Source organism: Acidobacteriota bacterium, assembly GCA_021161905.1.
GTDB lineage: Bacteria > Acidobacteriota > B3-B38 > Guanabaribacteriales > JAGGZT01 > JAGGZT01.
In genome coordinates, this window is sequence record JAGGZT010000016.1 from 1 (window position 1) to 25,398 (window position 25,398).

A 25,398-nucleotide genomic window follows, 5' to 3' on the forward strand; every position below is an offset into this window, starting at 1 on the left:
CACCTATTTTATGACTGAACGCGGTGTGGGAAAGGTGGTGGATGGGATTAGTTTTCGCTTGCTTCCGGGTGAGGTTTTGGGGATTGTTGGGGAGTCGGGCTCGGGAAAGACGATGACCGCCCTCTCCCTCATTCGGCTTCTTCCCCCCAGGGCGCGGGTGGTCTCGGGGAGGGTGATCTTTTCCGGGGAGGATCTGCTTTCCCTCCCTGAGCATCGGATGAGAGTGATCAGGGGGGCTGAGATAGGGATGGTGTTTCAGGAGCCTATGAGTAGTCTTGATCCGGTTTTTACCATCGGGGAGCAGATGGTTGAAGCCCTTCGTTTTAAGCGAGGAGTGAAGGGGAAGAAAGCGGTGGATGAAGCTTTGTCCTATCTCTCTGCCGCAGGCATTCCCGAGGCGAGAAGGGTGTTTTTCTCCTATCCCCATGAGCTTTCTCGGGGGATGTGCCAACGGGCGATGATCGCCCTCTCCCTCTCCCTTCGCCCAAAGCTCCTCATCGCCGATGAACCAACCACTGCCCTCGATGTCACCGTGCAGGCAGGGATAATAGAGCTTCTCAAAGGTCTCGTTTCCTCCTTTTCCCTTTCCCTCATCTTCATTTCCCACGATATCTCCTTGGTGGGGGAGATTGCCTCGCGGGTCCTTGTCCTCTATGGGGGATGGGCTATGGAGGAGGGGTCGGTAGACGATATCCTTGATCGTCCCCTTCATCCCTATACCCGGGCGCTCATCGCTGCTGAGCCGGGTTTGGATGGGGAGCTACCGGAACCGCTTCCCGGCTGCCTCCCCGATATCTTTATTAAAGGGGAAGGGTGTCTTTTTCACCCCCGCTGCCCCGAGGGCGAAGAAAGATGCCGTTATGAAATACCCCCTTACAGGGATATCGGGGGGAGGAAGGTTCGTTGCTTCAAGGTGGAGGGGTGAATGGGTGGTGCTCCGCTTCTTTCCTTTAAGGAGGTGAGCAAGCGGTTCATCCGCTCTGGCCTTTTTTCCTCCCGCTCCCAAGAGGTTCTCGCCCTTTCCCAGGTGAGCTTCGATATCCATCGAGGAGAGGTGCTTGGGCTGGTGGGGGAATCGGGTTCAGGGAAAACCACCTTGGGGAAGATAGCGGTAGGGCTTATCCCCCCTTCCTCGGGGCAGGTGCTCTTCGAGGGGAAGGAGCTCTCCCCTAAGCTGGAGCTTGGACGGAAGATGGGGATGGTTTTTCAGAACCCTTTAACCTCCTTGAACCCGAGGATGCGGGTGGGAGAGATAGTGGAAGAGCCTTTGAAGATTCAGCTTAAACTTTCCTCCTCAGAGAGGCGTCTTAGGTTAAAAGAGCTCTTTGAAAAGGTGGGACTTCCCCTATCGCTCGCCAACTGCTACCCGGATGCCCTCTCCACTGGTCAGAGACAGCGGGTGGGGATAGCGAGGGCGATTGCTACCTCCCCTCGGTTCGTGGTTCTCGATGAACCGGTATCCGCTCTCGATCTTACGGTGCAGGCGCAGATACTTGCACTTCTGTCTCAGCTTTGCTCGGAGTTTGGGCTTACTTATCTTCTAATCAGCCATGATCTCAGGGTGGTAGCCGGGATGAGCGATCGGGTGGTGGTGATGTATCGGGGAAGGGTGGTTGAGCTTGGAAGAAGAAAGGAGATAATGGAGGAGGCGAGACATCCTTATACCAGGGTCCTTCTAAACTCCATTCCTACCCCCAAGGGGAGGAGAAGGGCGAGGTTTGCCCTGGCAAAGGAGGAGGCTCCGCCTTTAACAAATGGTAGAGGATGTCCCTTTGCACCTCGTTGCCCTGAGGTGGAGGAGAGATGCAGGAGGGAAACCCCTTCCCTTCGCCCTGTTTCTTCTTCCCATTTTGTCTCCTGCCATCTGATTGAATAAAAATGAAGGAGGGGCGTAATTTTAATGTAAAATGGAAACAAAGGCTGGATAAATTTCGTAAGTCTAAGTGAAAAGGAGGATAGGATGTCAGAGGGGATCAATAAGGAGGGGACAAGCGGTCCTTTAGCAAGGATAGTAGGGATTATTACCTCACCTACCGAGACCTTCAGGGAGATAGCGTCAAAACCGAGCTTCGTTGCTCCGCTGATCGTTATCATCGGCTTCTTCATAATCTTCGCCCTGGTCTATACCTCTAAGACCGATATGGCTGAGATGATGCGGATACAGCTCGAAAAAAGCGGTAGGCTCGACCAGATACCCTTGGATCAACAGGAGGCAGTTCTCAGTAAAGCGGCGAAGATCGGTTCCTATTCTATGGTCATAGGTGGCGCGATAGCGATCCCTCTCGTTTTCGTGGTCGTTGCCGCGGTGCTTCACCTTGTAGGGACCTTAGCTAATGCCGAGACCAACTTCAAGCGCGTGTTCTCTGTAACCACTTACTCCTTTGTCCCCGGGATCTTCCGTTATATTTTGGGGACGCTCCTCTTGCTGTTAAAAAGGGCTAACACTATTTCAATGGAGGCTTTGGTGAAGTCCAATCTGGGGGCGATGCTGGGCTACGAGTTGGGGAAAGGAGTTCTTTCTAAAGTTCTTTATTCTGTTGATCTGTTTACCATCTGGTCTCTGGTTCTTCTCGGGATAGGTTATTCCCAGGTATCGAAATTCAACACTAAGCGTTCCATATTTATAGTATTTGGTCTTTGGGTGTTGTGGATCGTAATTAGGGTGGCGCTTGGAGAGGCTTTCGGCGTAAAAATTAATTAAGGAAAGGAGCAAGCTGCATTGAAGAAAAAGTCGCTGGGTTTGATCGTTATTGTGGGGTTAATCGCAACCGTTTTCCTGGTGAGTTTCCTCAAGTCCGGTAAGGAGAAAGGTAAGGAGGTATATGCAGAGAAGGTAGGGAAACGGGACATCGTATCTACCGTCTCCGCTTCGGGGGTGATTGAGCCCAAGGTAAGGGTGAACATCAGTTCGAGCGTGATCGGGAGAGTGAGCAAACTGGCAGTTGCCGAAGGCGATTATGTGAAGAAGGGGGATTTTCTCCTCCAGATAGATCCACAGCGGTATCAGGCTCAGGTGCGGAGTGCGGAGGCGAACCTCCGTATGGCGAAGATCGGAGTAGAACGGGCGAAGGTTGATCTCGATAATGCCAAGATCAACCTTGAACGAACCCGTTCCCTCTATGAGCGTGGTTTTGCCTCCAAGCAGGACCTGGAGCAGGCGGAGCTCCGTTATCAACAGGCGAAGGTGGAGCTCGATTCTGCGGAGGAGAGGGTACGCCAGGCACAGGCACAACTCGATCAGGCAAAAGATGAGCTCTCTAAGACCACCTTCTATGCCCCGATGAGCGGGGTAGTTGCTATGCTGAATGTGGAGGAGGGGGAGACGGTTATCACTGGAACGATGAACAATCCGGGTACAGTGATAATGATGATCGCCGATATGAGTGAGGTATTAGCCACAGTTAATGTGGATGAGACCGATGTCACTGCGGTAAAGATGGGACAGAAAGCAACGGTGGAAGTAGATGCAGTAGAGGGAAAGAAGTACTTGGGCAAGGTGGTAGATATCGCCAGTTCCGCTACCAAGGAGGGTGATGTTTCGGTGTTTAAGGTAAAGATCCTTCTCGAAAAGCCGGATGCTCGCCTCCGCCCAGGAATGACCGCTCATGCCAAAATAGAGACCAGGAGGAGGGAGCAGGTTCTTGCTGTTCCCATCCAGTCGGTAGTAGAGCGGGAGGTAGAGGTTTCCCCAGGGAAGAAGGAGAAGCGGGAGGTGGTATTTGTAGTGGAGAAAGGGGTGGCAAAGATGAAGGAGGTAAAGACTGATATATCCGATGCCTCCTATGTAGCGATACTTTCCGGGATAAAGGAGGGAGATATGGTGATAACCGGTCCTTATCGCACCCTTAAAGGAATTAAGGATGGGGACCCGGTTACCATAAAGAAGAAGGAAGAGGAAGGCAAGAAGGGACAATCCGTTCAGGTTAAGGTAGAGTAAGGAGAAGGCGATGAGGAATGAGAACAATTTTCTTATAAAGACCGAGGAGCTCACCAAGGTCTATCGGCTCGAGGGGGAAGAGGTAGTAGCGGTGGACAGGGTGAATCTCAAGGTGAATGAGGGGGAGCTATTGGCGATTATGGGACCATCCGGTTCCGGCAAGTCGACCTTGATGAATCTTCTTGGCTGCCTTGATACTCCGACCGCGGGTACTTATTTCCTTAAGGGACAGGATGTCTCCAAGCTCAGCGATGATGAGCTAGCCGAGATAAGGAACAGGAGGATCGGGTTCGTCTTCCAGACATTCAACCTCCTCCCTCGGGCGACCGCGCTCCATAATGTGGAGCTTCCCCTGATCTATTCCCGGGTATCACCCAAGGAGCGAAGGGAGCGAGCTTTTTCCGCCCTTGAGTCGGTAGGGCTTGCCGATCGAGCCAATCACCGCCCGAACGAGCTCTCCGGAGGTCAAAGGCAGAGGGTGGCGATCGCTCGAGCATTGGTTACCAAGCCCGCCATCATCCTTGCTGATGAGCCCACGGGAAATCTTGATTCGAAAGCGAGTGAAGAGCTAATGGAGCTCTTTCTTGCTTTGAATGAACAGGGAAATACCATAATAATTGTGACCCACGAGCACGACATTGCGAGGAAGACCAGAAGGATAATCCATCTTCTTGATGGGAAGATAACCGGAGAAGAGAGGCTAAGCTGATGTTGGTATTACTCTATGAGAGCTTCAAGATAGCGTTAGGTGCGATATCCGCTAACAAGATGCGCTCCATACTTACCACATTGGGGATAATCATTGGGGTGGCTGCAGTTATTGCTGCTGTATCCATCGTTCAAGGGCTTTCTTATCTGGTCAATAACCAGTTGGCTGAGCTCGGTGCCGATTTTATCCTGGTTATCCCTCACCGTCCCCCTGGGGAGGAGGGGCTCAAGCTGGGAAGGATTAAGCTTACTTACGAGGATGGATTGGCGATCCTCGAGGAGGCTACCGCCATCCGTGATTATTGCCCCACTGTGCAGAGAACAGTACTGGTGAAATATGGTGAAGAGCACGCGGCTACCACGGTTACCGCTACCACCTCTTCCTATCAAGACATCAATGTCCATTATGTCGATGAAGGGAGGTTCCTCTCCAGAATAGATGTAAAGCATAGGAAAAGGGTTTGTGTTGTGGGGAGGAAGGTGCTGGAGAACCTCGGTATAAAAAGCGATCCCATCGGGAAGCAGATCATAGTGGGGAAGGATAGTTTTACCATCGTTGGAATAATGGAGAAGAAGGGGCAGGCTCTCGGTAAGGATGCCGATGACTTAGTGATAATCCCTTATACCTTGGCAAGCAACCTTTTTGGAAGACGGGTCCTCGACCAAACAATACTTGCCTTCAAGGCGAGTTCAGTTTCTCTGGTGGATCTGGCTAAGGATCAGATAACGGGGATCCTGAGGAAGAGACACGGCTTAAGGAAGGACCAACCTGATGATTTTCAGGTTATACTTCAAAGCGATATGCTTAAAGGGGTGAGTAGCATTCTCGGCGGGGTTACCGCTACCGTCGCTGGTATAGTGGGGATCTCCCTCTTAGTCGGTGGTATCGGGATAATGAATATAATGCTCGTCTCAGTGACCGAGCGGACAAGGGAGATAGGGATAAGGAAGGCGGTGGGAGCGAAGAGGAGGGACATCCTTCTCCAGTTCTTGATCGAAGCGATCGCGCTCAGTCTCGTCGGTGGGGCTATTGGAGTTCTGTTTGGTTTTGGATTAGGACGGCTGGTGACCTCCTTGATCTCGGTTCTTCCTCAAGCCCATGTGCCGGTATGGGCGATCTTTCTTGGTTTTGGCTTTTCTACCGCTGTCGGTCTCTTCTTTGGCATCTATCCTGCGGCAAAAGCGAGCAGACTTGATCCTATAGAAGCCCTCCGCTACGAATAAAACCTTACTTAGTAATCGATCTTACAGCTGGTAGCGAGTACCAGCTGTATTTTTATGTATGGGATAAGCGAGGAGGTAGGAGTTCGAAAGAAAAAAGACTTGACAATGATTTTTCCGCTGTGGTAGAATTCAGCTTTGTCAAGAAGGGGTAATAGGTTGAAAAGAAAAGAGCTTATCCCTTTAAGACGCCCACCAAAAGGGGGTGGTGAGCGGGGAACTAAAGAATGGAGAAAAGGTTAGGGGTTTTCCCCGCCGGAATGGTAGCTCTAGTAACCTTTTAAAACTATAAGGAGGTATGAGCAGTGAGCTTCCAGGGTACGTTGGTAGGTTACTTCCATAAGGGTGGTCCGGTTATGTGGCCGTTGCTTTTCTTCGCTATCCTTACGCTGGCTTACGCAATTGAGAGATTGTGGTTTTATTCGAAGGCGAAGGTCCGTACTGACGAGTTTCTCGGTAAGCTCCGTGCTGCCCTTCTCAAGAAGAAAAGCGTGCAGGAGGCGATAAAGGTATGTGAAGAGTATAAGGGTCCTATTGCTAACATCCTGAAGGCTGGTCTTCTCAAGTATGGAACTACTGAGGATGAGATAACCAAAGCGATGGAGATTGCAGCTACCCATGAGCTCTCTCGTCTGGAAAGGGGAACGGCGGTTCTTGCTACTTCAGCTAATGTTTCCCCCATCCTTGGCTTCTTGGGCACGGTTACCGGGATGATCAAATCGTTCGGTGTGTTGGCAGCTGCTGGTCTTACCAACCCGGCGAAGGTGGCGGAGGGTATCTCTGAGGCGTTGATCACCACCGCTACTGGGTTGGCTATCGCGGTTCCCGCCCTTCTCTTCTACAACTGGTTTATGAGCACCATAGGCCGATTTGTTTTGGAGATGGAGACCGGTTCTACTGTGCTCCTCGAGACCTTCGCCGAGATGGAGAGAGAGGGGAAATAAGAGGAGTAATTGATGAAGCTTAGAAAACCGAAAACCTTAGGAGCTTACATCCCTACGGTCTCCATGGCGGATATTGCTTTCCTCCTCATCATCTTCTTTATGCTAACTACCACCATTCCTGTGGATAGGACGCCGGTGCAGTTGCCGAAGAGCATCGAGCGAAGCGGGTTCCCTGAGGGGTCGGCGGTGATCGCCATTACCCCCGAGGGACTGATCAATGTTTCTGATGGAAAGGAGCAGAGCCATCCTGTGGCGGATATTTCCGATATCTTCTCCTTTGCCGCCAATGTGTTGGTTGATGACCCCACTCATACCTTTGTGATAAAGGCTGATGGGCAGGTTCCTTACCAGATCATAGATGCTGTTATAACCCAGCTTCGTTCTGCTCGGGTGGAGAAGATCGTTCTCCTTACCGACCAGGAGACCGTAAGTTGAGGGGGTGCCAATGAAGATTAAGCGTAAGAAGTTTACTCCCGAGATCCCCTCTTCGTCGATGGCGGATATTGCCTTCCTCCTCATCATCTTCTTTATGCTCACCTCGGTGTTCAGTATGGATAAGGGGATCCAGTTCAAACTCCCCAAGGATGAGCCAGCGACGATAACCCAGCCGGAGGAGGCGATTCACATCCATGTCCTCGATGATGGGAGCATTGTGGTCGATAATAAGCCAATGGTGCTTTCTGATATCAGGGAGTATGTCAAGAGCAAGGTGGAGATAAACCGAACCAAGCCGGTTATCGTTCATTGCGAACCGGGAACACCTTACGCCCGGTTGATCGATGTTCTCGATGAGTTGAAACAGCTTGAACTTGAGATGTATCCGGAAAATAAGGATGATGATCCTACAAATGATAAGCACATCTTCATCTCTATACCCACCCAGGAGGAGATAGCTGCTTGGGGCCAGTATCTCGGGAGTTGAGAAAATTAATGGGAAAGGACTATGGCAAAGAAGGAGAAAGAGAATAAGGCGTTGAATCCTTCGGCGGACGAGGAGGTGGGGTTAAGTTATCTCGTTGAACTCTATTCCCCTCGCGAGAATAGACGTCTCAAGATAGCGACCCTGATCTCCCTTCTGGTTCACATCGGGCTCTTCTTCATCGTCTTCCCTGAGGTTAAAGAGACGGTGACCAGCAAGGCGAAGGAGAAGCCGATCGTTTCCATTAAGAAGTTCAAGCTTCCCCCTCCTCCGAAGAGACAGCCACCAAAACGGAGAAAAACAACGGCGGTGGTGAAGAAGGGTAAGATTGTTCCTATACCTGACCCCACCCCGGATGAACCCGAGCCCTATAGGGAGTATGTGGAGTATGTGGAGGAGTATACTCCTCCACCCCCGGATACCGAGTTTGAGTATGGTATCCCTGCGGAAACGCCGGGTCCCCTTAGGGTCGGTGGGAATGTGAAAAAGCCAGTCCGGATTAAGTATGTACCTCCAGTTTATCCTGAGTTGGCGCGGAAGGCGAGAATCCAGGGGATTGTGATTATAGAGGCGGTTATCGACAGACATGGGAATGTGGTCCGGGCGAAGGTTCTTCGTTCTCCGGGGAAGGCGTTCGGCTTCGACCAGGCTGCCATCGATGCGGTGAGACAGTGGAAGTTCAAACCCGCCACCTTGAACGGCAAACCGGTGGATGTTTACTATAATCTCACGGTGATCTTCAAGCTCCAGGGCCAGTAGGGTTAGGCTTAATTTCTATTCGGGTTCGCTTTTCCGTGTGGGAAAAGAGAGGGATTTTGTAAATCGGTAAAGAGGGGGGTTTGGAAGCGGTTCTTATAAACTATGCGAGGAGGGGAAATGAGTAGGAAGATATGGGGTATTTTCCTCGTTTCCTTGCTTCTTTTCGGTTCGTTTGCCCTTGCTTTTCAAACGGAGTATAAGAAGGGGTATGCTCTTTATAAGCAGAAGAAGTATAAGGAGGCGATAGGGGAGTTCAAGAAGAGCGTTGACCTTTATCCTGAGTGGTGGTGGCTTCCCTATATGATCGGCAAATGCTACCGGAAGATGGGGAATTACAATCAGGCGTTTGCCTACTTGAAACAGGCACAGCAGTTGGCGAGGAAGCCCAAGGAGAAATTCGCCACCATATACGAGCAGGCAGATATCTACTTCTCTCGGAAAAATTACAAGAAGGCTATCTCTGTGATCAGACCAGCGGGAAGGCTCAAATTGCCCCGGAGGGAGAAAGGGGAATATTACAAGCTGGTAGGCCTTTCTTATATGAGGTTGAAGGATTATAAGAGGGCAGCGGCTAACCTCTCGCGGGCGATGCAGCTTTTGCCTAACGATTTCGATGTAGCGAGCCATCTCGGTTCTGCTTATGTGAAGCTGAATCAGCCGGATAAGACGATAAGGGCTATGCTGCGTGCTGTTAAACTGAGACCGCGGGATAAAGAAGCGCTTTATGTGCTTGCTCGTGCTTATCTCACTAAAAAGGATTACAGGAATGCCCTTAAATACGCCCTTCAGGGGGTGAAGTACTATCCTGCCGATCTTCGTTTCAGAGGCCTTGCTGGAGATGCTTACCTCGGAATGAAGGATTACAACAACACTATAAAGATGTATAAAGTCGTGCTGAATAAACAGCCGGATAATGGTCTTGCCTACTTCAGAATAGGGGAAGCTTATAAGATGCTCGGGGATTATGGGAACGCCACGGAGAACCTGTTGATGGCTGCTCGTTATATGCCGAACGAGGCTCAGATATTCTCCTCACTTGGGTTTATCTATGAAAAGAGCAAGCGGTATGACGATGCCATTCAGGCTTATACTCAGGCGTATAAGATAAAAGCCGATCCCAAGTTCAAACAGGCTATCGATCGGGTGAAGAAGAGGATAGAGCAGGAGAAGAAGAGCGGAGGCACAGAGGGATCTGCCCAGCCTTGAACTCTCTTTTGGGTAGTGAGAGGGAATCAAGCCCCTTCGGTAAGAAGGGGCTTTTAATTTTTATGCGAGGAGAAATGACTGATGGTGGAAACCGTTGATGAGCTCGCTAAGGCAATAGATTACACCTTACTGAAACCCCAAGCTGAGCGGAAGGTGGTACTCGATTTTCTGGAGAAGGCGAAGAAATATCGATTTTACTCCGTATGTATTCTCCCTTATCTTCTGCCCTTGGCAGCGAAGAAGCTCGCAAAAAGTGAGATGAGGCTCTCTACGGTGGTAGCTTTCCCTTTCGGGGGTACCACTAAGGAAGCGAAAATCGCCGAGGCGGTTGAGTGTGCTAAAATTGGTGCTACTGAGCTCGACATCGTGATCAACCTTCCCGCGGTTAAGATGGGGGATTATTCCTATGTGAAAGAGGAACTCAGGTTGATAATGGAAAAAACCCCGGAAGTGGTGCATAAGATGATAATAGAGATCTCCCTCCTTTCGCCGGAGGAGCTGGATAAAGTGATAGGGATTATGAATGAGCTCTCTCCCGCTTTTGTGAAGACAGGGACCGGCTTTACCGCTCGGGGGGTCTCAGTAAGTGATGTTCTCCTCCTTAGGAAAAGGCTTGATCCGAGAATAAAGATTAAGGCAGCAGGCGGAATTCGCGATTTAGAAGCCGCCCTTGCCCTTATCGATGCTGGTGCAAAACGCTTAGGAACATCGGCTGGGGTTGAGATCCTGAAGGAGTTCATTGAGAAAAAGGGTGGGGCTAATTAGTTTTATTTCCTACCTTCTCGAGGAGAAGATGATATTTGGAGATGACCCGGTCCCAACGGTAGTTTTGGTGAGCGTAGCTAAAACCATTCTCGCCGAGTATATTTCGTAACCTCTCATCCTTAAGTAAGAGGATTAGACTCTCAGCAAATTCCTCGTAGTTTTTGTAATAAAGCCCCCCATTTGCCCGAAGGACATGTTCCACTAAGACAGGGCAATGTCCGTTCACCAATACCGCTTTCTTCTGAGCGAACGCCTCGAGGAGGGTGAGGGAAAGGCTTTCCAAAGGTGCAGGGATGACGACGAGTTCTGCTCCTTTATAGAGAGCGTATTTATCCTCCTCGGGCACAAAACCGAGATAGCGAATGTGGGGGTGGTCCGGTAACTTCATAAGAAGTTTCCCTATCAGGACGAGCTCGAGTTTTTCCCTTTCCTCCTTGAGGAAATGACTGAAAAAGGAGATGAGTTCTCCTATTCCTTTCCCTTTTTCAATTCTTCCCCCATAAAGGAGATAAGGCAGACGAAGGTTGTATTTTCTTTTCGCCCTTGCCGGTGATATCCCTTCTGGGAATTCCACCCCGCAGCCGATGACTTCGCTCGGTTTTTCTTTAAGCTCTGGGAAAAGCTCAACGAGAAACTTCTTCTCCCAGGGGGAGTTGTAAGCGATCCCTCTGGGAAGGGAGAACATCTCCCGGTAGATCTTAAGTCTTATTGCTGGCTCATCGTGGGCAGTCGGCTGGAGGATGCTTTTTTCTCCCACCTCCTTTAGTCCGTGATAACAGGGGTAGTAAAGATAGGTGAAGAAGAAGAAGAGGTCGAACTGGTTTTTGGCTTTCTTGAGATAGGATATCATATCCGGCGAATAGGGTCCCTGGTCGCGAAGCCATTTAAGCTCATCCCCTCTCGTGTGGGGGTTGTTGAATATCCAATCGGAGTAGCGATTGAACTCTTCTATATTCCGTTCTCTCACCACCGGAAAGCGGATGATGGGGACGGAGTCGAGTTCATCCTTCCCCTCAGGGTACTCGTTCTTCCAGCTTATATAGTCCTTGGCACAAGTGGTGATGACGGTGATATCGTAGCCACCCTTAAGGTGATTTATCACCTTGCGGCAATGTGCTTCCGACCCTCCGGTTACCTCCTTGCCGTACCGTTGGATGACGAAAGCTATTCTCATAGGTTGCCTATCTCCCTCAATATCTTCAAGAGCTTAGAAAGGGGTTTCTCCTTCTCCAAATGGGAGATTCTCCTCCTCCCTCGCTCGATCAACCTTTTTCGTAGTTTTTCGTCGGTTGCGATGAGTAAGGTTAGCTCCGCTATCTCTGCGGGGTTCTTCTTCATAAGGAGTATTCCCCCCTCCCCCAGTGTTTCCGCTACCGCACCGGCGTTATAAGCGATTATGGGAAGGGAGAAGAGCATACCTTCCACCAGTGGAAGACAAAACCCCTCGTGTTCGCTCAGGGATAGATATAGGGTCGCGTATTTGTAGAAAGAGATGAGTTCAGAGAAGGGGATGTGTCCGGTGAAGAGTAGTTCATCATCCCTGAGTTTCAGCCTGATGCCAAGCTCGAGGAGTTCCCTGTGATAATTGGGAAGGAGGTTCGTCTTGCCAACTACGATCAGGCGGAGACCATTTCCGACGAAATGTTTGTAATAGGAAGCCACCTTTATCAGGTCTTCGATCTTTTTGTTGGGGACGACCCTGCCCACGAAGAGGATGTTTACTTTTTTGTGGGAGAGAAATCGCTTTATAAAAGGAGAGGGTTCTGTCTCTCGATAGGGGCGGAAATCTATCGGTAGGGGGAGGACGGCGGTATTTTTAAAACCGAGTGCGATAAGCTCCTCCCTATTGAAACTGGAATCTCCAAGGGCGATATCGGGAAAGGAAACCAGCTCCTTGAGCTCCTTGCGGGCGAGGAGGGAGAGCCGGGTGAGTTCCCAGCTATATTTGCTGAAGAAGGAAGCGGGGGTGACATTGTGGTAGATGAGCACTTTTTTCCCTGAGAGGTTTTTGAATGTCTCCGTTAGGGGAGAAGGGAGCATGAAATGAAGGATGGTTATCGAATCTCGTTCGTATTCCTGGAGGAAGTTCTTGAATTCCCTTGCCTCATTCCTGAGCCCCGGATCGATGGTGAGGGCGTAGATTTCAGAGCGAATACCCTGCTCGATGAGAAAGTTCCGGATCATCCGAATCGAGTTACCGATGGCATCCCCCTCATGGAGGGCGGGAACGAGTTGATAGACGATCATCTCCCGTTTATCTCATTTAGCAGGTTTGCAAGCTCTTTCTTAAGATCGCGAGAAAGGTGTTTTTTTAAGACCCTTTTCTCATCCACTATAACCTTTTTCCTGAACTCCGCATCCTCTACGAGCTTGTGGACGATCTCAGCTATCTTCGGGGGGTCCTTTTCCTCCACCAGGATCCCTGCTCCCCCCATCGTCTCCGGTACAGCAGCAGCGGCAAAAGCGATCACCGGAAGCCCAAAGTAGTAAGCCTCAAGGATGGGAAGACAGAACCCCTCATGTTCGCTCATAATGATGAAGATGTGAGCGAGTCGGTAGTAGGTGACGAGCTCGGAGAGGGGTATGAGCCCGGTGAAATGGACATCGGTCAGTTTTAGGGAGCGGATGAGATCGAGAAGATAATCATAATACCGCTCGAATCCGCGATATTCCCCCACCAAGATGAGACGCGAGTTTGGATTTATGTAATGCTTGTAGTGGGAGAAGATCCTGATGACATCGTCCACCCGCTTATTGGGGATGATCCTTCCCACATAGAGGATGTTGGTTTTCCCGTCCCCGAATATTCGGCTGAGCACCCTATTCTCCTCGATATTGAACTTCTTGAAGTTGATGAATACGGGAAGGACCCTTGTCCTGGTAAATCCAATTTCAACGAGCTCCAACCGGTTGAACTCGGAATCCCCTACAGCAACTTCGCATTTATCTACAAAGGCAGCAAGCTCCCTTCGTCCATGATAACACTCCCTCGCCAGATGGGGATGGAACTTCAGGAAGAAGTGAGCCGGGGTGATGTTGTGGTAGATTAGAATCTTCTTCTCCTTGAGGTGATAGGCGAGCTTCGAGGCAAGGGAGGCGATAGAGAAGTGGAAGATGATGATGTTCTCCTTTGAGGAGAATTCGGGATAGAAGGAGAGCGGTTTTACCTCCGAGGCGAGCTTTGGATCGTGGTTTTCGGCGAATATTAGGGAGCGGTAGCCAAGTTCCCGGAGTATCCTTCTTATCTCGAGGGCGTAATCGGTTATCGCATCACCATAGGAAGCTCCGGCGAGAAATTGGTGGATCTCCATCTTAGTCTCTCTTGCTTAAGGTGAGAGGAGGTTCCCCATCTTCTGTGAGAAGCCGATTTATTATCTTCAGGTATTTTCCCTCGATTACCTCCCAACGGTAGTTCTCCTCGAAGTAGGACCTCCCGTTTTTTCCCATTCGTTCCCGCAGTTTCTTGTCTGATAAGAGGAGGTTTAACGCCTCGGCAAATTCCTCGTAATTCCGGTAATAAAGGGCGGCATTGCTCCTTTTTGCCTGCCCTCTCAAAACATCGCAAGCGCCGTTTACCAAAGCAGGTTTCCCCACCGCAAATGCCTCGAGCAACACCATCGAGAGCGATTCATAGTACGAAGGCATAACGAGAAGCTCAGAGGCAGCTAAGGCGTTGAACTTATCCTCCTCAGGAAGGAAGCCCAGGTGCACTATATTTGGATGGTCCGGAATGTCGAGTACCTCTTTTCCGATGAGTACGAGAAGGAGATCCTCTTTATACTCTCGGATGTATTGCTCGAAGAAGCGAAAGAGCTCAGGGCAGCCTTTATTCTCATCGATCCTACCGAGGTAAAGGATAAACCGTTTCCCGATGTTGTATTTTTTGCGGAATGAAGTTGGAGAGATTTCATCCGGGATCTCAGCGCCTACCCCTACTACTTCCCCCGGTATATCCTCGTTTCCCGATGTTTTGTTTATCATCTCCCGCTCCTCATAGGAGTTATAGATTATCGACCGGGGGAGGTTGAAGAAGGGTTTGAATATCTTGAGACCGATGACCGGGTCCTTCTCCGCAGTGGGAACGAGGATGCTTTTTTCGGGCACGGTATTAACCCCATGATAGGAGTGGTAATACCGGTAGGAGAAGAAGATGAAGAAGCGGTAGTCCTTCCGTTTCTTCTTTATATAGCGGATGAGGGCGGGGGAGTAAGGTCCCTCCTCTTTTAAGAAGTTGAGTTCATCCTTTTCTCGATGGGGGTGGTTGAAGACGAACTCCTGTATCATCCCGAAACGGAAGGGATCGCGTTTCCTCCGCACCCGGAAGCGATGGACCGGGATGTCGTTTATCACCGTTTTCCCCTTCGGGTATTCGTTTGCCCAGGTGAGATAGTCGATGGCGCAGGTGGTGAGCACCTCGACGGGAAGGTATTTGTTTAAGTGTTCCGCAATAAGTCGGGCATGGTATTCGGCACCACCGCTTACCTCGAGGCCATACCGTTGAACTACAATGGCAACCTTTAGCCTGCTATTTTCCATCTTCCCCTTTTTCTTTTTTCTCCTTAAGGGTAAGCTCCTCTAAAGTCCGTTCCCGCGTTTCCAGGAAGTCGACCCTTCGGGTAAGGGCGTTCAAGCGATGGCTTAGGTCCTCGTGGTCCAACCGGAGCTTGGTAAGTTCGAAGATAAGGTTATGGATCAGCTCGGCAAACACGAGATTGATCCTCGCCTGTTTGTTGATCTCCTGGATCAGGGGGTTGATATGGAACATAAGCTTGGCTACCAACCGGAGCCTTCTCCTTACCCAGCTTACTATACGGCCCAATGTGGTGGGACGGGAGATATAGAGTTTATCCACAGAGAGGGATACATTCCACTGGGGGTTCAATCGTTGTAGTTCCCTTACGAGGTCGCTTTTCAGCTCCGATGATTGGACGAAGAAGGAAGCGACCTTAGCCTGAGCGAGCCTCAATAGCTCTTCCTCGCTATATATCCCTTTTTTCTTCTTCTCCTCGATCCTCCTCCTTATCTTTTCCATTATCTCAGCCACATCGATATTCTCATAATCGATAGTGAACTTCTCCATTTATACCCCCTTATAGAATAATTGATGGATGATGCCTTCTATCTTTGAAAGGTAGATGATAATCGTTATCGCTCCTGCCCAGAGGGCGATAGCTATGAGGAGGGGTTTATCGGAGATGAGGATCTGGGAAGGATTTCCTCCGAGCCCTTTCTTATAGACGAGGTAGAGGTAGCGGAGTATCCCGTAGAGCACGAAGGGGATGGTAAGCGGAAGGTAGGGTCCAAATTTGATTACCGTCTCCATTGAGGTGGTATAAACGGCATAGGATATAATGGATGAGGTGGCGGCGATCCCTATCATCTGATCAAGAAGGGATGGAGAATACAGGGTAAGATGTTCCCGATGGTAAGGGGCGTTTTCAGATAGGAAGAGAAGTTCATGCCTCCTCTTGGCTAATGCGAGGAAAAGAGCGAGGAAGGTGGTGCAGATGAGGAGCCAGGAGGAGAAAGGGACCTTGATCACCACCGCCCCTGCCACCGCCCGGAGGACGAATCCCAAGGAGATGATGATGACATCGAGGATGAAGACATCTTTGAGGCGGAAGGAGTAGGAGATCATCATCAGGAAGTAGATGGCCGAGATGAAGCCGAATGCCGGTTCAAGTATAAAGGAGAAGAGGAGGGAGAAGGCGGAAAGAAAAATAGCTGTTATAACCGCCACTTTCGGGCTTATCTTCCCTGCTGCAATTGGTCTTTTGGATTTTGTTGGATGAGCCTTGTCCCTATTTTTATCCTTCACATCGTTTATCAGGTAAACCGCTCCGGCCAAGAGAGAGAATAGGAAGAAGGCGATGGTCGTTTTTGAAAGCATAGCGAGATTGAAGAGGTTCTTCGAGAAGATAATGCCGGCAAATATCACCAGGTTCTTCGTCCATTGTTTGGGTCTCAGGGATACAATAAGATGTCTTACTTTCATCCTCTATCCTTATTAAGGTTAAATAAGCGGTAAGGCTTTCATTTCTTATCACAAAAGGGTTTTCTTGTCAACCACTACCCGAGGATACTGAGGATGGCTGGGGTGAGGTCGGTAAGCGAGGCGACTTCATCGATCAGTGTTTTCTTCTCTCTCCCGAAGGCAAGGAGGGGAACTGGATTCTCAGTGTGTTCTTTGGTTGAGAGGTCCTCCAGGTTGCCATGGTCGGAGATGATGGCGACCGTCTCCTCGTCAAGGTTGATATGGGAAAGGAGGGAGGTGAGGAAATTTTCCAGCTCGGCAATCAGAGTGCAAGCAGCGGAGAGGTCCCCCCGGTGTCCTATGATATCGGTTTTGAAATATTCATAGAGGGTAAAATCGTAAGAGGCTGAGATGTTAGCAAGTCGTCTTCCCGCCTCCTCTGGCTTCAAGGGAGAGACAGGGTATCCCCGTTCGATAAGAAAGTGGTTGGTAAAATCTTGATATATTGCCTTTCCCTCGTTCAGATCCTCAAGGGTGAAGATGGGAAGAGAGGAAGCAAGCACAGAAGCGGTAGTTACCGATACCCGACGGATTAAGCGGTTGAGGAAGTCAGGGCGATAGGCGTTGGCAAAGGCAACCTTTTTCCCCCTTTCCTTCAATATCTTCAGGATGTTATATTCCGCAAGAAGCTCCACAAGCTCCCGATTGGGAAGGCTGGGAAGATGTTTCCCTATTACCATTGCCGCATTTATTCCGGTGAGGATGCTCGTTTGTCCCGTAGCACTCTGGGGAAGTCCAGGAACGGAAAGACGAGCATCCACCTCCCGCACCGTACCGTAAAAGGGGGGCTTTAGACTTACCCCTCGGCGAGGGAAATATCGGGAGGGAAGGCGGGCAAAGGGATTTCGTTTGGGATCGTCCTCACCCACCCCCACCCCATCGAGGAGGATAAGAAGAAAGCCCATACTACCTCGCAAAGAGAAAGATAATCGCCAGTGTGTATAGGGCAAGCGATTCGATGAAAACCAAGCCAAGGATGAGACTTCCTCGAATGTCTCCGGCGGCTGAAGGGTTTCTCGCTATCCCCTCACAGGCTGAGGAGGCCGCTTTTGCTTGCCCAATACCGCAAAGCCCGGAGGCGATCGCCATCCCGAAACAGGCAGCGAGGACAGCCATTTTTGCTACCTCGGGATTGGTCTTTTTAAGGTCCACCTTTTCTTGAGCGAAGACAGTATGGGGAAGGATGAGGATGAGGATGATAAGACTGACGAGCAGGATCACTTTTTTCTTCATTTTATCCTCCTTTTACTCTTCGGGGTTTAGCGCCCCGGCAAGATAGATTATCGATAAAACTACAAAGACATAAGCCTGAATTATAGCGACAAAGAAACTTAGTCCCATAAAGGGAATAGGGAGCACAAGGGGAAGAAAAGAGAAGAAAACGAGATAGACAATGTGATCCCCATAGATGTTGCCGAAAAGCCGTACTGAAAGGGAGAGGATTCGAGCCAGATGGCTTAGTATTTCGGTGGGGAACCTAAGGGGAAGAAGCCATAATGGTTGTCCTCCAATGCTCCTGATATAGCGAAAGAACCCGTGCTTCTTTAAACCAGCATAGTTGTAAGCGAAGAATGAGATAAGGGCAAGGGCTAAGGTAGTATTATAATTGGCGGTGGCTGAGGAGAACCCGGGGACATAACCGATGATGCTTGCTACCAGAATGAAGAAGCCGAAGGTACCGACCAGGGGGAGGTACCTCCTACCCTCTTCTCCAATGTAGTCATCGATGAGACGCTCTAAGTATTCAACCGTTATCTCCAGTATCTGTTGTAGATAGCTGGGTCGCCTGATCCTGAAGCGACGGCGGAGGAGGGGCAGAAAGATCGCCGCAAGGAGAACGATGAAAGCGGTCATCACTACCTGATCTGGAATGAGATGGTAATCTGGAGGATAACCGAGCAGGTGATTAAGGACACTGTTTATCAGCTTGGTAAGTATCGATTCCTCAACTTCCATCTGATGCTCTCTTCCTCAGCTTAACGGCGAACAGGGAACCAACTGGTGCCCCCAAAATACCTATTATAACTCCAATGGGCTCAATTATACCTCTTTTTAGTATCAAAAATAAGATTCCACCAAGGATGAAAAGCTTCAAGGGGATGATAATTAGGAGGAGTTTTCTCCTTTTCCCTGTGGTCAAACTGATTACAAGGAGGTAGCTGGAGCCAAGGCTAATAAGAGCTATTACACCACCGAGGATAATACCGGGAAGAAACTCCCTTTTCAAGAAGAGGGAGAGGAAAGCAGACAAAAAAATGAATATTATAGTGGCAAGAACCATTCGCTTTAGGGAAACTTCCCTCACTTTTTCCTCCTCCTTTCCAATTGGGAGAAAGCCTTGAGGAAGCTGTAAAAGCCCAAAGCGGATAAGCCCAAGATGGAGAAGAAGGTGAGGATGGGGTGGGTGCCGAACCTTTTATCGAGATGGTTTCCAATGAGATAGCCGATATAGGCATAGACGGGAAAGGTGAAACCGGCGGAGATGAGAAAGGCGTAGTCCTCAAATATACTCCCCTTTCTCCCTTTTCTTACCATCTTTTCTCCTCTTTGTTTCTTATAATAACAAAAAAATAAAGCGGCCACCAGTAAGGCGACCGCAAGAAGAGGAGAAAAAGCGTCTTAAGAGGTGGTTTTTATCTCTATCTTTTTCTTCTTCGCCTCTTCCCGTTTGGGGAGGGTTACGGTAAGCACCCCTTTGTCGTATTTAGCCTCCACCTTGTCCCGATTGACCGAGGTTGGAAGCTCAAAGGTTCGCTGGAAGGAGCCGTAATAACGTTCGATCAGGTGATAGCTCTCCTTTTTTACCTCGTCGGAGAACCTGCGCTCCCCTTTGATGGTGAGACGGTTGTCCTCAAGCTTGACATCGACATCTTTGATATCGATATCAGGAAGTTCCGCTTTCACCACGATCTCGTTATCCGTTTCGTAGATGTCCACCGGAGGGGTCCAGCTCCTCCATTCTGAGGTGAAGAGTTCAGGGAAGAGGTCCTCATCGAGTAATTTCTTAAGACGACGGTTGAGAAGAGAGAGTTCCTGCATTGGGTTCCCGCGAGTAAGTTTCATTGATCATCACCTCCTTGTTTTCGGTCCCTGATTTCTTTAGCCACTTTTTAATATAAAATCTTAGTTTGTTTTTGTCAAGTCTTTTGATAAAAAATCTTCCCCTCCCTACTCTTGACATAACACATCCCCTAAGCTACCATCCTTAGGGAAGGAGTGGGAATGAAAAAATGGCTTTTCTTCGCAATCATTGTTCTTCTCCCCTTCCTTATTGCCTGGTCGAGGGAGGTGGAACTAACCACCAATGATGGGCTCACCTTGGTGGGAGAGTTCTTGGAGACAAACTCCCCCCTTGCTCCAGCAATCCTTCTCCTTCATCCTTTGGGGGAGCAAAAGGAGAGTTGGGACGGTTTCATCAATTCCCTGAATGATAACGGTTTTTTTGTCCTTGCCCTTGATCTTAGGGCGCATGGCGCATCGCAGGGGAAGGGAAGCTGGCTTTACTTTACCAGAGACGATTTCGCCAAGATGGTTCTTGATGTCAAGGCAGGGGTCGATTTCCTCCGAGCGCAGCCTGGGGTGAACCGGGATGCAATCGTCATCATTGGGGCAGAGCTTGGGGGAAGCCTTGCCCTTCTTTATGCGGTAGATGACCCAGGGATAAGGGGGGTGGTTATCCTCTCTCCTGGCTTGGATTACTGTGGGCTCGACCTCCACAAGGCAGCTGAGGGGTATAAAAATCGCCCCCTGTTCTTGATCTTTGGTGAAGAGGATGTTTATTCTTCCTATTCGGCGAAGGTGCTTAAGGAGATGGTGGGGGAGAGTTGCAAATTGGAACAGTTTCCCGCCGCGGGGCATGGAACGAAGATGCTCTTCACCAATAAAGAGCTTGTTGGAAGGATAATAGAATGGTTGTTAAAGGTTGTTCCTTGAGGGCTAAGGGAGGAAGATCCACATAAAGGGTAGCCAGAGTTCACGGGCGTAAGGTATTCTTTTTTTATTCACCAGAACCTGGTACCGTTCGAGTTTATTCAAGACCTCAACCAGCTGGAACATCTGAGGGACATCCTCTATGCCGTAAGTAGCGAGATGATGTTTGAATTTACCTTCCCCTTCCTCGTGGTAGTGGGGTGCTTTTTTGGCAAGTGATACCGCCTCGGGGTAAGCGGGGTGATCTATCGGGGAGAAGGCTAAGGTGATAGTGAAGGGAGGACGGTGCCGTTCCGGGTAAAGCACCTCCTTCATTTGGGGATCGAGGTGGGAAAGGTCTTCTTCCTCGTATTCGATAATATCGGGGAGGTTATCGAGGAAACCCATTCCGCTGACTCCTTTCGCCCTATAATAACAGGGGGAAAGTAAGGCTGTCAAGGAAGGGCAAGCTACCGGGTTATGCCCTACTATCACCTTGACAGTGGGGAAAAGGTGATGGCTCTGGTGGGAGGGGCTGAAGGGCGGTGGGGAGGCATTTTCCTTCGCCTTGACTCCTTCTCTTTTGGAAACTACAATGAAGATAAGCACTTTGAAAGGGAGATGCTTTTTTCTATCATTGCTTGGGCAGGTGGAGTAATAAATACGGTATTCTGGGGAACCATTGCCCTGTTCCTTTCCCTGTTCGATAGAAGTGGGGATTGGGGGCACCTTTGCAGTCGTTACTGGTCTCGGGTGAACCTGATGATAAGCAGAACCAAGGTAAAGATCACAGGACTTGAGAATGTCATTACCGATGGTCCTCAGATATTTATGGCGAACCATCAGAGCATCTATGACATCCTCGTTTTAGCGGGATATCTTCCTGTTCAGTTCCGCTGGTTGGCGAAGAAGGAGCTCTTCCGTATCCCGTTTATGGGCTGGCATATGTCGCGGGGGGGATATATCAAGATTGACCGTGCCAATTTGCGGGCGGCAGCAAGAAGCATAATTGAGGCGGGAAGACGAATAAAATCGGGAGTATCAGTGGTCATTTTCCCTGAAGGAACGAGGAGCCTTGATGGAAGGCTTCAACCGTTTAAGCCAGGTGGTTTTTCCATCGCCCTTGAGGCAGGGGTACCAATCATCCCTATCGGCATATATGGTAGCAAGGATATAATCAGGAAGGGATCGCTCCGGGTCAATCGAGGATCGATTGGGGTCTCGGTGGGCAAGCCGATTTTGGTCGCCTCTTACCGTAAGAGCGAGAAAAAACGGCTGATGGAGGAGGTGAGGAGGGCGATTGAGAGCGAGCTCTTACGGGCTAAAGAGCTTATATCTTCGAGCCGATAATAATGGAGAGGGTGGTATATACTGAGTTAGAAAGTCCGATAGGGAGCATCTTTCTCGCCGGAGGGGAGAAGGGGTTGGTCAGGTTGAGTATAGGAAGAGGGGAGGATGAGTTTTTGTCCCAGTTTCCTCCTCACTTTGAGTTGATCAAGGACGATGAGGTACTTAAGACGCCGATTGATGCCCTTTCTCGCTATTTTGCCGGGGAACGGGTTTCCTTTGCCAATATCCCGTTAATCCTTTCGGGGACCCCTTTTCAGATGCGGGTGTGGCGTGCTCTCCTTGAGATACCTTACGGAAAACTGAAAACCTATAAGGAGATCGCCAGAGCGATAGGCAATGAGCGGTCGGCACGAGCGGTCGGTGGAGCGGTGGGGAGGAATCCTATAGCGATAATCGTTCCCTGTCATCGGGTGGTGGCGGTTGATGGACTTGGTGGTTTCGGTCCCGGTCTTTCCGTAAAGCAGTACCTCCTTAAGCTTGAGGGAGCGATTTGATGATGTATGAAGAGGCTGATTTTGAGACTACCACCGAAGAGTTGGTGGCTAAGCTTTCAGCGATTAAGGATATAAAGATGAGGACCCATCTCCTTGCAGAGCGGCTTAAGATGTATCCTCCGGGGGTGGTGGTGGAGATTATCCGCTTCCTCTCGGAGAAGGCAAGCAGGCGGGATGATTATCGAGAGGTACTTCTCAGCCTGGTTGATTTGGAGACGATAAGGGGTTATCTGGGGAACGAGCGAATGAGCGATATCTACACCAGGGCTAAGGAGCGGGGATACGACGAGGTGGTGAGGATCTTTTCTCATCCCCGGGCACTTTCTCATCTTAAGCCACCTGAGGAAGGGGGGGCTGAGCTAAGGAGTTTCTTCGACGATACCACCGTTGGGGAACGAAGGGCGCTCGCTAAGGGGCAGGATCGGAATATCTTGGAACGGCTCCTTTATGACCAGAATCCCCTGGTCATTCGTGATCTCCTTTTGAACCCCCGGCTCACCGAGCGAGATGTGATAAAGCTTGCCGCGAGAAGGCCCAACTTCCCCGAGGTGCTTGAGGAGATATTCAATTCCTCTCGTTGGATAGTGCGTTATGGGGTTAAGGTGGCATTGGCGCGAAACCCCTATACCCCACCCAAGATAGCGATAAGGTTGATAAGTTTCCTTATGGGTTCCGATCTTGCTGAAATGATGGAGGATGATACCCTTCATCCCGAGGTACGGGAGGCAGCGCGAGCGGAGTTTTTCAAAAGGCGGGCTGGATCAGAGGAAAGGTGTAATGAGAGTTACTTTACCTCTCCCAAAGAAGGGGGTATGATAGAGTTATCCTCTCGTCAAGAGGAAAATGATGGATAGCTATAAAGAACAGATTGTAAGTTATTTTACCGCTAAGTTGAAAGAGGAAGGGAGGAGTGTATCCTCCGAGGAACGGGCTCTTCTTTCCCTCTGGGAGGAAGCTGGTGTCCCCCTTAAGGTTATCATTGAAGGGATAGATGTCGCCTTTCGGGATCGAGGTGAGCGGATACACTCCCTCTGTGACTGTCAAGGAGCAGTTCTTGAGCTCTGGCTTGACTATAAGAGTTCTACTCAGGCAGGTGTGGTGGTGAGCCCCAGACGAACAAAGCTTACCAATGAGGAACTCGATGAGCTTTTCTCCCGGGTTGCCTCTTCCTTCAATGCTGCCCGGTTTGCTGCCGAGAAGGAGAAGAATGTGAGGTTGATCGACATCTTGGATAGTTTCTTCAAGCGTCTCTTAGGGATAAGGGAGATATTTGGACAGGGGAAGTTCACTGTAGAGGATTTACGCCTTCAGCTTTTCGCCCTCGATTGGGAGCTTTCTGCCGTCCTTCCCCACGCCCTGGATGAAGGGGAGCTCTCCCGCCTTAGGGATGAGGCGGCGAAGGGGGGAGTTTCCCTTGACGATGAGGTTTCCTTCTCCCGCTATGTAGCAGAACATCTTAGGAAGAGGTTGCATCTTCCTCCTCTCGTCGAATTTCTTCCACGGTAGCTTCTTTTTCTTCCTCTCCTTCGGTTTTCCTCGCCTCGAAGGTAAGGCAGCACATAAGTCTTCCACAGAGACCGGAGATCTTCATTGGGTTTAAGGGGAGGTTTTGCTCCTTCGCCATCCTTATAGAAACCGGGGTGAACTCCTTGAGGAAGGAGGAGCAACATAAGGCACGACCACAAAGTCCCACCCCCGAGATGAGCTTTGCCTCATCCCGCACTCCAATCTGACGGAGTTCAATCCTCACCTTGAACTCTCGGGCAAGATCCTTGACCAACTCCCGGAAGTCCACCCTTCCATCGGCTCGGAAGTAGAATATCGCCTTCTTTCCTTGATTGATGAACTTCGCCTGGATGAGCTTCATTGGAAGCCCTCGTTTCTTTATCCGCTCAACACAGAAGGTGAAGGCGCGCTTATTCTTCTCTTTGAGCGTCTGATGGTATTTCAAGTCCTCAGCAGTGGCTAAGCGGATAATGGGGGGTAGCCTCTTGATGTATGGAGGGGGGAGGATCCGCGAGTTACCGAGAACCACCCTTCCCAATATCTCTTCATCTCCAATTTTAATGATGCAGTAATCCCCCTTCTTTACCTTGAACCCGTTTGTGGAAACGAACTTTATCGGTCTTGTTTCATCTATTTCTACTGCTGCTGTTTCCATCTCCACATCCTATCTCCGAAAGCGAAAGGAGAAGTTTCTTGGCAATATATTTCGGATTGACATTTGCAGAGAGTTCTTTCCCCATCTTCTCCAGCCTTAGGAGAAGATCGCTTCCCTCTATTCCTATCTTTGTCGCTAATTGTTCCAGCCTTTTTTCTTTTGAGTTTATGAGGAGCCTTGTTTCCCCTACGGTGGAGAGGATTATTGCATCCCTTATGAACTCTTTGAACAAGTCGATTTTTTCCAGAAACTCCTCCCGATCTAAGCCAGTCAGCTCTTGGGCAAGGTTTATTTGTTCGCCTATACTTCGTTTAGAGAGAGCCCGAGAAAGGAAGGAGAGGGTTTCGTTTTTCTTTCTCCGTGTCTCAGCAAGGTCAAGGGAGAGCGCGATGCCGATTCGTCCTTGGGAAATTTTAGCGAGCTCTTCCGCCTCATTTTTGTCCTTGCCCCACCCTTCCCGGAGGACCTCAGCAAGCCTTTCCACGGGAAACGGCTTGAATCGGTATGCCTGGCACCGGGAGCGGATGGTGGGGAGGAGGGAGAGATATTTAGTGGTAATGAGGATAAAGTGGGTGGTGTCGGTTGGCTCTTCGAGCACCTTGAGAAAGGCGTTTGCTGCCTCCGGGGTCATTCTATCCGCCTCGTCGATGATGAAGACCTTATATTTCCCCATAAAAGGTCGGAGAGAGTTCCCTTTAATGAGGCTTCGGATGTCGTCGATCGATATGGTTCTTTTCCCCTCCTCTGGAGCTATCAGTTGGATATCGGGATGTGAAGTTATCGCCAGTTTGCAGGAGGGACACGATCCGCAGGGGCGAGCCCCCGCACCCCCACAGGTTATCGCTCGGGCTAAGAGGATGGCAAAGGTTTTCTTCCCCACCCCAGAAGGACCGAAGAAAAGGAGGGAGTGGGGAAGTCTCCCTTTGGTAAGCGCTCTGGTGAGCCCTTTTTTTATCTCCTCGTTTCCTCTGAACTGATCGAAGCTTTCCAT

32 protein-coding genes are annotated in these 25,398 nt (G+C 49.9%); 17 read left to right on the forward strand and 15 right to left on the reverse strand.

The window, feature by feature from the left end; translation table 11 throughout:
- The 12 genes from J7L64_03085 to deoC all read left to right on the forward strand — a co-directional run.
- Window positions 1-925 (forward strand): ABC transporter ATP-binding protein (locus tag J7L64_03085; GenBank protein MCD6451338.1); only part of this gene is annotated, 925 nt, incomplete at its 5' end.
- A complete protein-coding gene (locus J7L64_03090) occupies window positions 926-1,876 on the forward strand; it encodes an ABC transporter ATP-binding protein (protein ID MCD6451339.1) in 951 nt (316 codons plus the stop codon).
- Window positions 1,877-1,960: 84 nt separating this feature from the next.
- Window positions 1,961-2,701, forward strand: coding sequence for a YIP1 family protein (locus J7L64_03095; GenBank protein ID MCD6451340.1), 741 nt, complete (start codon window positions 1,961-1,963; stop codon window positions 2,699-2,701).
- An 18-nt stretch (window positions 2,702-2,719) separates the two neighbouring features.
- On the forward strand, window positions 2,720-3,937 hold the full coding sequence (locus J7L64_03100; GenBank protein ID MCD6451341.1) for an efflux RND transporter periplasmic adaptor subunit: 1,218 nt from the start codon (window positions 2,720-2,722) through the stop codon (window positions 3,935-3,937).
- 10 nt (window positions 3,938-3,947) lie between these two features.
- A complete protein-coding gene (locus J7L64_03105) occupies window positions 3,948-4,646 on the forward strand; it encodes an ABC transporter ATP-binding protein (GenBank protein MCD6451342.1) in 699 nt (232 codons plus the stop codon).
- Window positions 4,646-5,869 carry an ABC transporter permease gene (locus J7L64_03110; protein MCD6451343.1) on the forward strand — a complete coding sequence of 408 codons (1,224 nt, stop codon included), beginning with the start codon at window positions 4,646-4,648 and terminating at the stop codon, window positions 5,867-5,869. The genes J7L64_03105 and J7L64_03110 overlap by 1 nt, the downstream gene beginning before the upstream one ends.
- A 353-nt stretch (window positions 5,870-6,222) precedes the next feature.
- A complete protein-coding gene (locus J7L64_03115; GenBank protein ID MCD6451344.1) occupies window positions 6,223-6,810 on the forward strand; it encodes a MotA/TolQ/ExbB proton channel family protein in 588 nt (195 codons plus the stop codon).
- Between the two features lie 12 nt (window positions 6,811-6,822).
- A complete protein-coding gene (locus tag J7L64_03120) occupies window positions 6,823-7,245 on the forward strand; it encodes a biopolymer transporter ExbD (GenBank protein ID MCD6451345.1) in 423 nt (140 codons plus the stop codon).
- Between the two features lie 10 nt (window positions 7,246-7,255).
- A complete protein-coding gene (locus J7L64_03125; protein ID MCD6451346.1) occupies window positions 7,256-7,732 on the forward strand; it encodes a biopolymer transporter ExbD in 477 nt (158 codons plus the stop codon).
- A 21-nt stretch (window positions 7,733-7,753) separates the two neighbouring features.
- Window positions 7,754-8,488, forward strand: coding sequence for an energy transducer TonB (locus J7L64_03130; protein ID MCD6451347.1), 735 nt, complete (start codon window positions 7,754-7,756; stop codon window positions 8,486-8,488).
- Between the two features lie 117 nt (window positions 8,489-8,605).
- Complete coding sequence (locus J7L64_03135) at window positions 8,606-9,694, forward strand: tetratricopeptide repeat protein (protein MCD6451348.1); 1,089 nt, start codon at window positions 8,606-8,608, stop codon at window positions 9,692-9,694.
- Window positions 9,695-9,775: 81 nt separating this feature from the next.
- Window positions 9,776-10,459, forward strand: coding sequence for a deoxyribose-phosphate aldolase (gene deoC / locus J7L64_03140; protein ID MCD6451349.1), 684 nt, complete (start codon window positions 9,776-9,778; stop codon window positions 10,457-10,459).
- Here the strand turns inward: deoC and J7L64_03145 are convergent.
- The 12 genes from J7L64_03145 to J7L64_03200 form a co-directional block, all read right to left on the reverse strand.
- Window positions 10,452-11,633, reverse strand: a complete 1,182-nt coding sequence (locus tag J7L64_03145) for a glycosyltransferase family 4 protein (protein ID MCD6451350.1) — start codon at window positions 11,631-11,633, stop codon at window positions 10,452-10,454. The two genes, deoC and J7L64_03145, sit on opposite strands and share 8 nt — an antisense overlap.
- Window positions 11,630-12,706, reverse strand: a complete 1,077-nt coding sequence (locus J7L64_03150; protein ID MCD6451351.1) for a glycosyltransferase family 4 protein — start codon at window positions 12,704-12,706, stop codon at window positions 11,630-11,632. Before J7L64_03150 ends, J7L64_03145 begins: the two co-directional genes overlap by 4 nt.
- Window positions 12,703-13,770, reverse strand: coding sequence for a glycosyltransferase family 4 protein (locus tag J7L64_03155; GenBank protein ID MCD6451352.1), 1,068 nt, complete (start codon window positions 13,768-13,770; stop codon window positions 12,703-12,705). Before J7L64_03155 ends, J7L64_03150 begins: the two co-directional genes overlap by 4 nt.
- 1 nt (window position 13,771) lies before the next feature.
- Window positions 13,772-14,995, reverse strand: coding sequence for a glycosyltransferase family 4 protein (locus tag J7L64_03160; GenBank protein ID MCD6451353.1), 1,224 nt, complete (start codon window positions 14,993-14,995; stop codon window positions 13,772-13,774).
- Window positions 14,985-15,539 (reverse strand): hypothetical protein, encoded by a 555-nt coding sequence (locus tag J7L64_03165; GenBank protein MCD6451354.1) that lies wholly within the window; start codon window positions 15,537-15,539, stop codon window positions 14,985-14,987. Before J7L64_03165 ends, J7L64_03160 begins: the two co-directional genes overlap by 11 nt.
- Window positions 15,540-16,454: a decaprenyl-phosphate phosphoribosyltransferase gene (locus tag J7L64_03170; protein ID MCD6451355.1), complete on the reverse strand. Its 915-nt coding sequence runs from the start codon at window positions 16,452-16,454 to the stop codon at window positions 15,540-15,542. It abuts the gene before it with no gap.
- A gap of 74 nt (window positions 16,455-16,528) precedes the next feature.
- On the reverse strand, window positions 16,529-17,398 hold the full coding sequence (locus J7L64_03175) for a peptidase (GenBank protein MCD6451356.1): 870 nt from the start codon (window positions 17,396-17,398) through the stop codon (window positions 16,529-16,531).
- Between the two features lies 1 nt (window position 17,399).
- On the reverse strand, window positions 17,400-17,726 hold the full coding sequence (locus J7L64_03180) for an ATP synthase F0 subunit C (protein ID MCD6451357.1): 327 nt from the start codon (window positions 17,724-17,726) through the stop codon (window positions 17,400-17,402).
- A gap of 12 nt (window positions 17,727-17,738) precedes the next feature.
- Entirely contained in the window at window positions 17,739-18,449 is a 711-nt protein-coding gene (gene atpB, locus J7L64_03185) for a F0F1 ATP synthase subunit A (GenBank protein ID MCD6451358.1), read from the reverse strand.
- Complete coding sequence (locus J7L64_03190; protein MCD6451359.1) at window positions 18,439-18,798, reverse strand: hypothetical protein; 360 nt, start codon at window positions 18,796-18,798, stop codon at window positions 18,439-18,441. Before J7L64_03190 ends, atpB begins: the two co-directional genes overlap by 11 nt.
- The gene (locus J7L64_03195; GenBank protein ID MCD6451360.1) at window positions 18,795-19,028 is read right to left on the reverse strand and encodes an AtpZ/AtpI family protein; all 234 of its coding nucleotides are present in this window, start codon (window positions 19,026-19,028) and stop codon (window positions 18,795-18,797) included. Before J7L64_03195 ends, J7L64_03190 begins: the two co-directional genes overlap by 4 nt.
- Window positions 19,029-19,112: 84 nt before the next feature.
- Window positions 19,113-19,556, reverse strand: a complete 444-nt coding sequence (locus tag J7L64_03200) for an Hsp20/alpha crystallin family protein (protein MCD6451361.1) — start codon at window positions 19,554-19,556, stop codon at window positions 19,113-19,115.
- Window positions 19,557-19,715: 159 nt separating this feature from the next.
- Here J7L64_03200 and J7L64_03205 point away from each other — a divergent pair, with 159 nt between their 5' ends.
- Complete coding sequence (locus J7L64_03205) at window positions 19,716-20,426, forward strand: alpha/beta fold hydrolase (GenBank protein MCD6451362.1); 711 nt, start codon at window positions 19,716-19,718, stop codon at window positions 20,424-20,426.
- A 3-nt stretch (window positions 20,427-20,429) separates the two neighbouring features.
- On the opposite strand, the gene J7L64_03210 is transcribed toward J7L64_03205, so the two are convergent.
- Window positions 20,430-20,810 carry a hypothetical protein gene (locus tag J7L64_03210; protein MCD6451363.1) on the reverse strand — a complete coding sequence of 127 codons (381 nt, stop codon included), beginning with the start codon at window positions 20,808-20,810 and terminating at the stop codon, window positions 20,430-20,432.
- A gap of 108 nt (window positions 20,811-20,918) precedes the next feature.
- Between J7L64_03210 and J7L64_03215 the strand changes: the two genes are divergently transcribed.
- Genes J7L64_03215 through J7L64_03230 form a run of 4 tightly spaced genes read left to right on the forward strand, consistent with a single transcriptional unit; the run spans window position 20,919 to window position 23,752 of the window.
- On the forward strand, window positions 20,919-21,752 hold the full coding sequence (locus J7L64_03215) for a 1-acyl-sn-glycerol-3-phosphate acyltransferase (protein ID MCD6451364.1): 834 nt from the start codon (window positions 20,919-20,921) through the stop codon (window positions 21,750-21,752).
- Between the two features lie 2 nt (window positions 21,753-21,754).
- Window positions 21,755-22,246, forward strand: coding sequence for a methylated-DNA--[protein]-cysteine S-methyltransferase (locus tag J7L64_03220; protein MCD6451365.1), 492 nt, complete (start codon window positions 21,755-21,757; stop codon window positions 22,244-22,246).
- Window positions 22,246-23,100 (forward strand): hypothetical protein, encoded by an 855-nt coding sequence (locus J7L64_03225; GenBank protein MCD6451366.1) that lies wholly within the window; start codon window positions 22,246-22,248, stop codon window positions 23,098-23,100. The genes J7L64_03220 and J7L64_03225 overlap by 1 nt, the downstream gene beginning before the upstream one ends.
- Window positions 23,090-23,752 carry a hypothetical protein gene (locus J7L64_03230; protein ID MCD6451367.1) on the forward strand — a complete coding sequence of 221 codons (663 nt, stop codon included), beginning with the start codon at window positions 23,090-23,092 and terminating at the stop codon, window positions 23,750-23,752. The genes J7L64_03225 and J7L64_03230 overlap by 11 nt, the downstream gene beginning before the upstream one ends.
- On the opposite strand, the gene J7L64_03235 is transcribed toward J7L64_03230, so the two are convergent.
- Window positions 23,703-24,407 (reverse strand): stage 0 sporulation protein, encoded by a 705-nt coding sequence (locus tag J7L64_03235; protein MCD6451368.1) that lies wholly within the window; start codon window positions 24,405-24,407, stop codon window positions 23,703-23,705. The two genes, J7L64_03230 and J7L64_03235, sit on opposite strands and share 50 nt — an antisense overlap.
- Complete coding sequence (gene holB, locus J7L64_03240) at window positions 24,379-25,398, reverse strand: DNA polymerase III subunit delta' (protein MCD6451369.1); 1,020 nt, start codon at window positions 25,396-25,398, stop codon at window positions 24,379-24,381. Before holB ends, J7L64_03235 begins: the two co-directional genes overlap by 29 nt.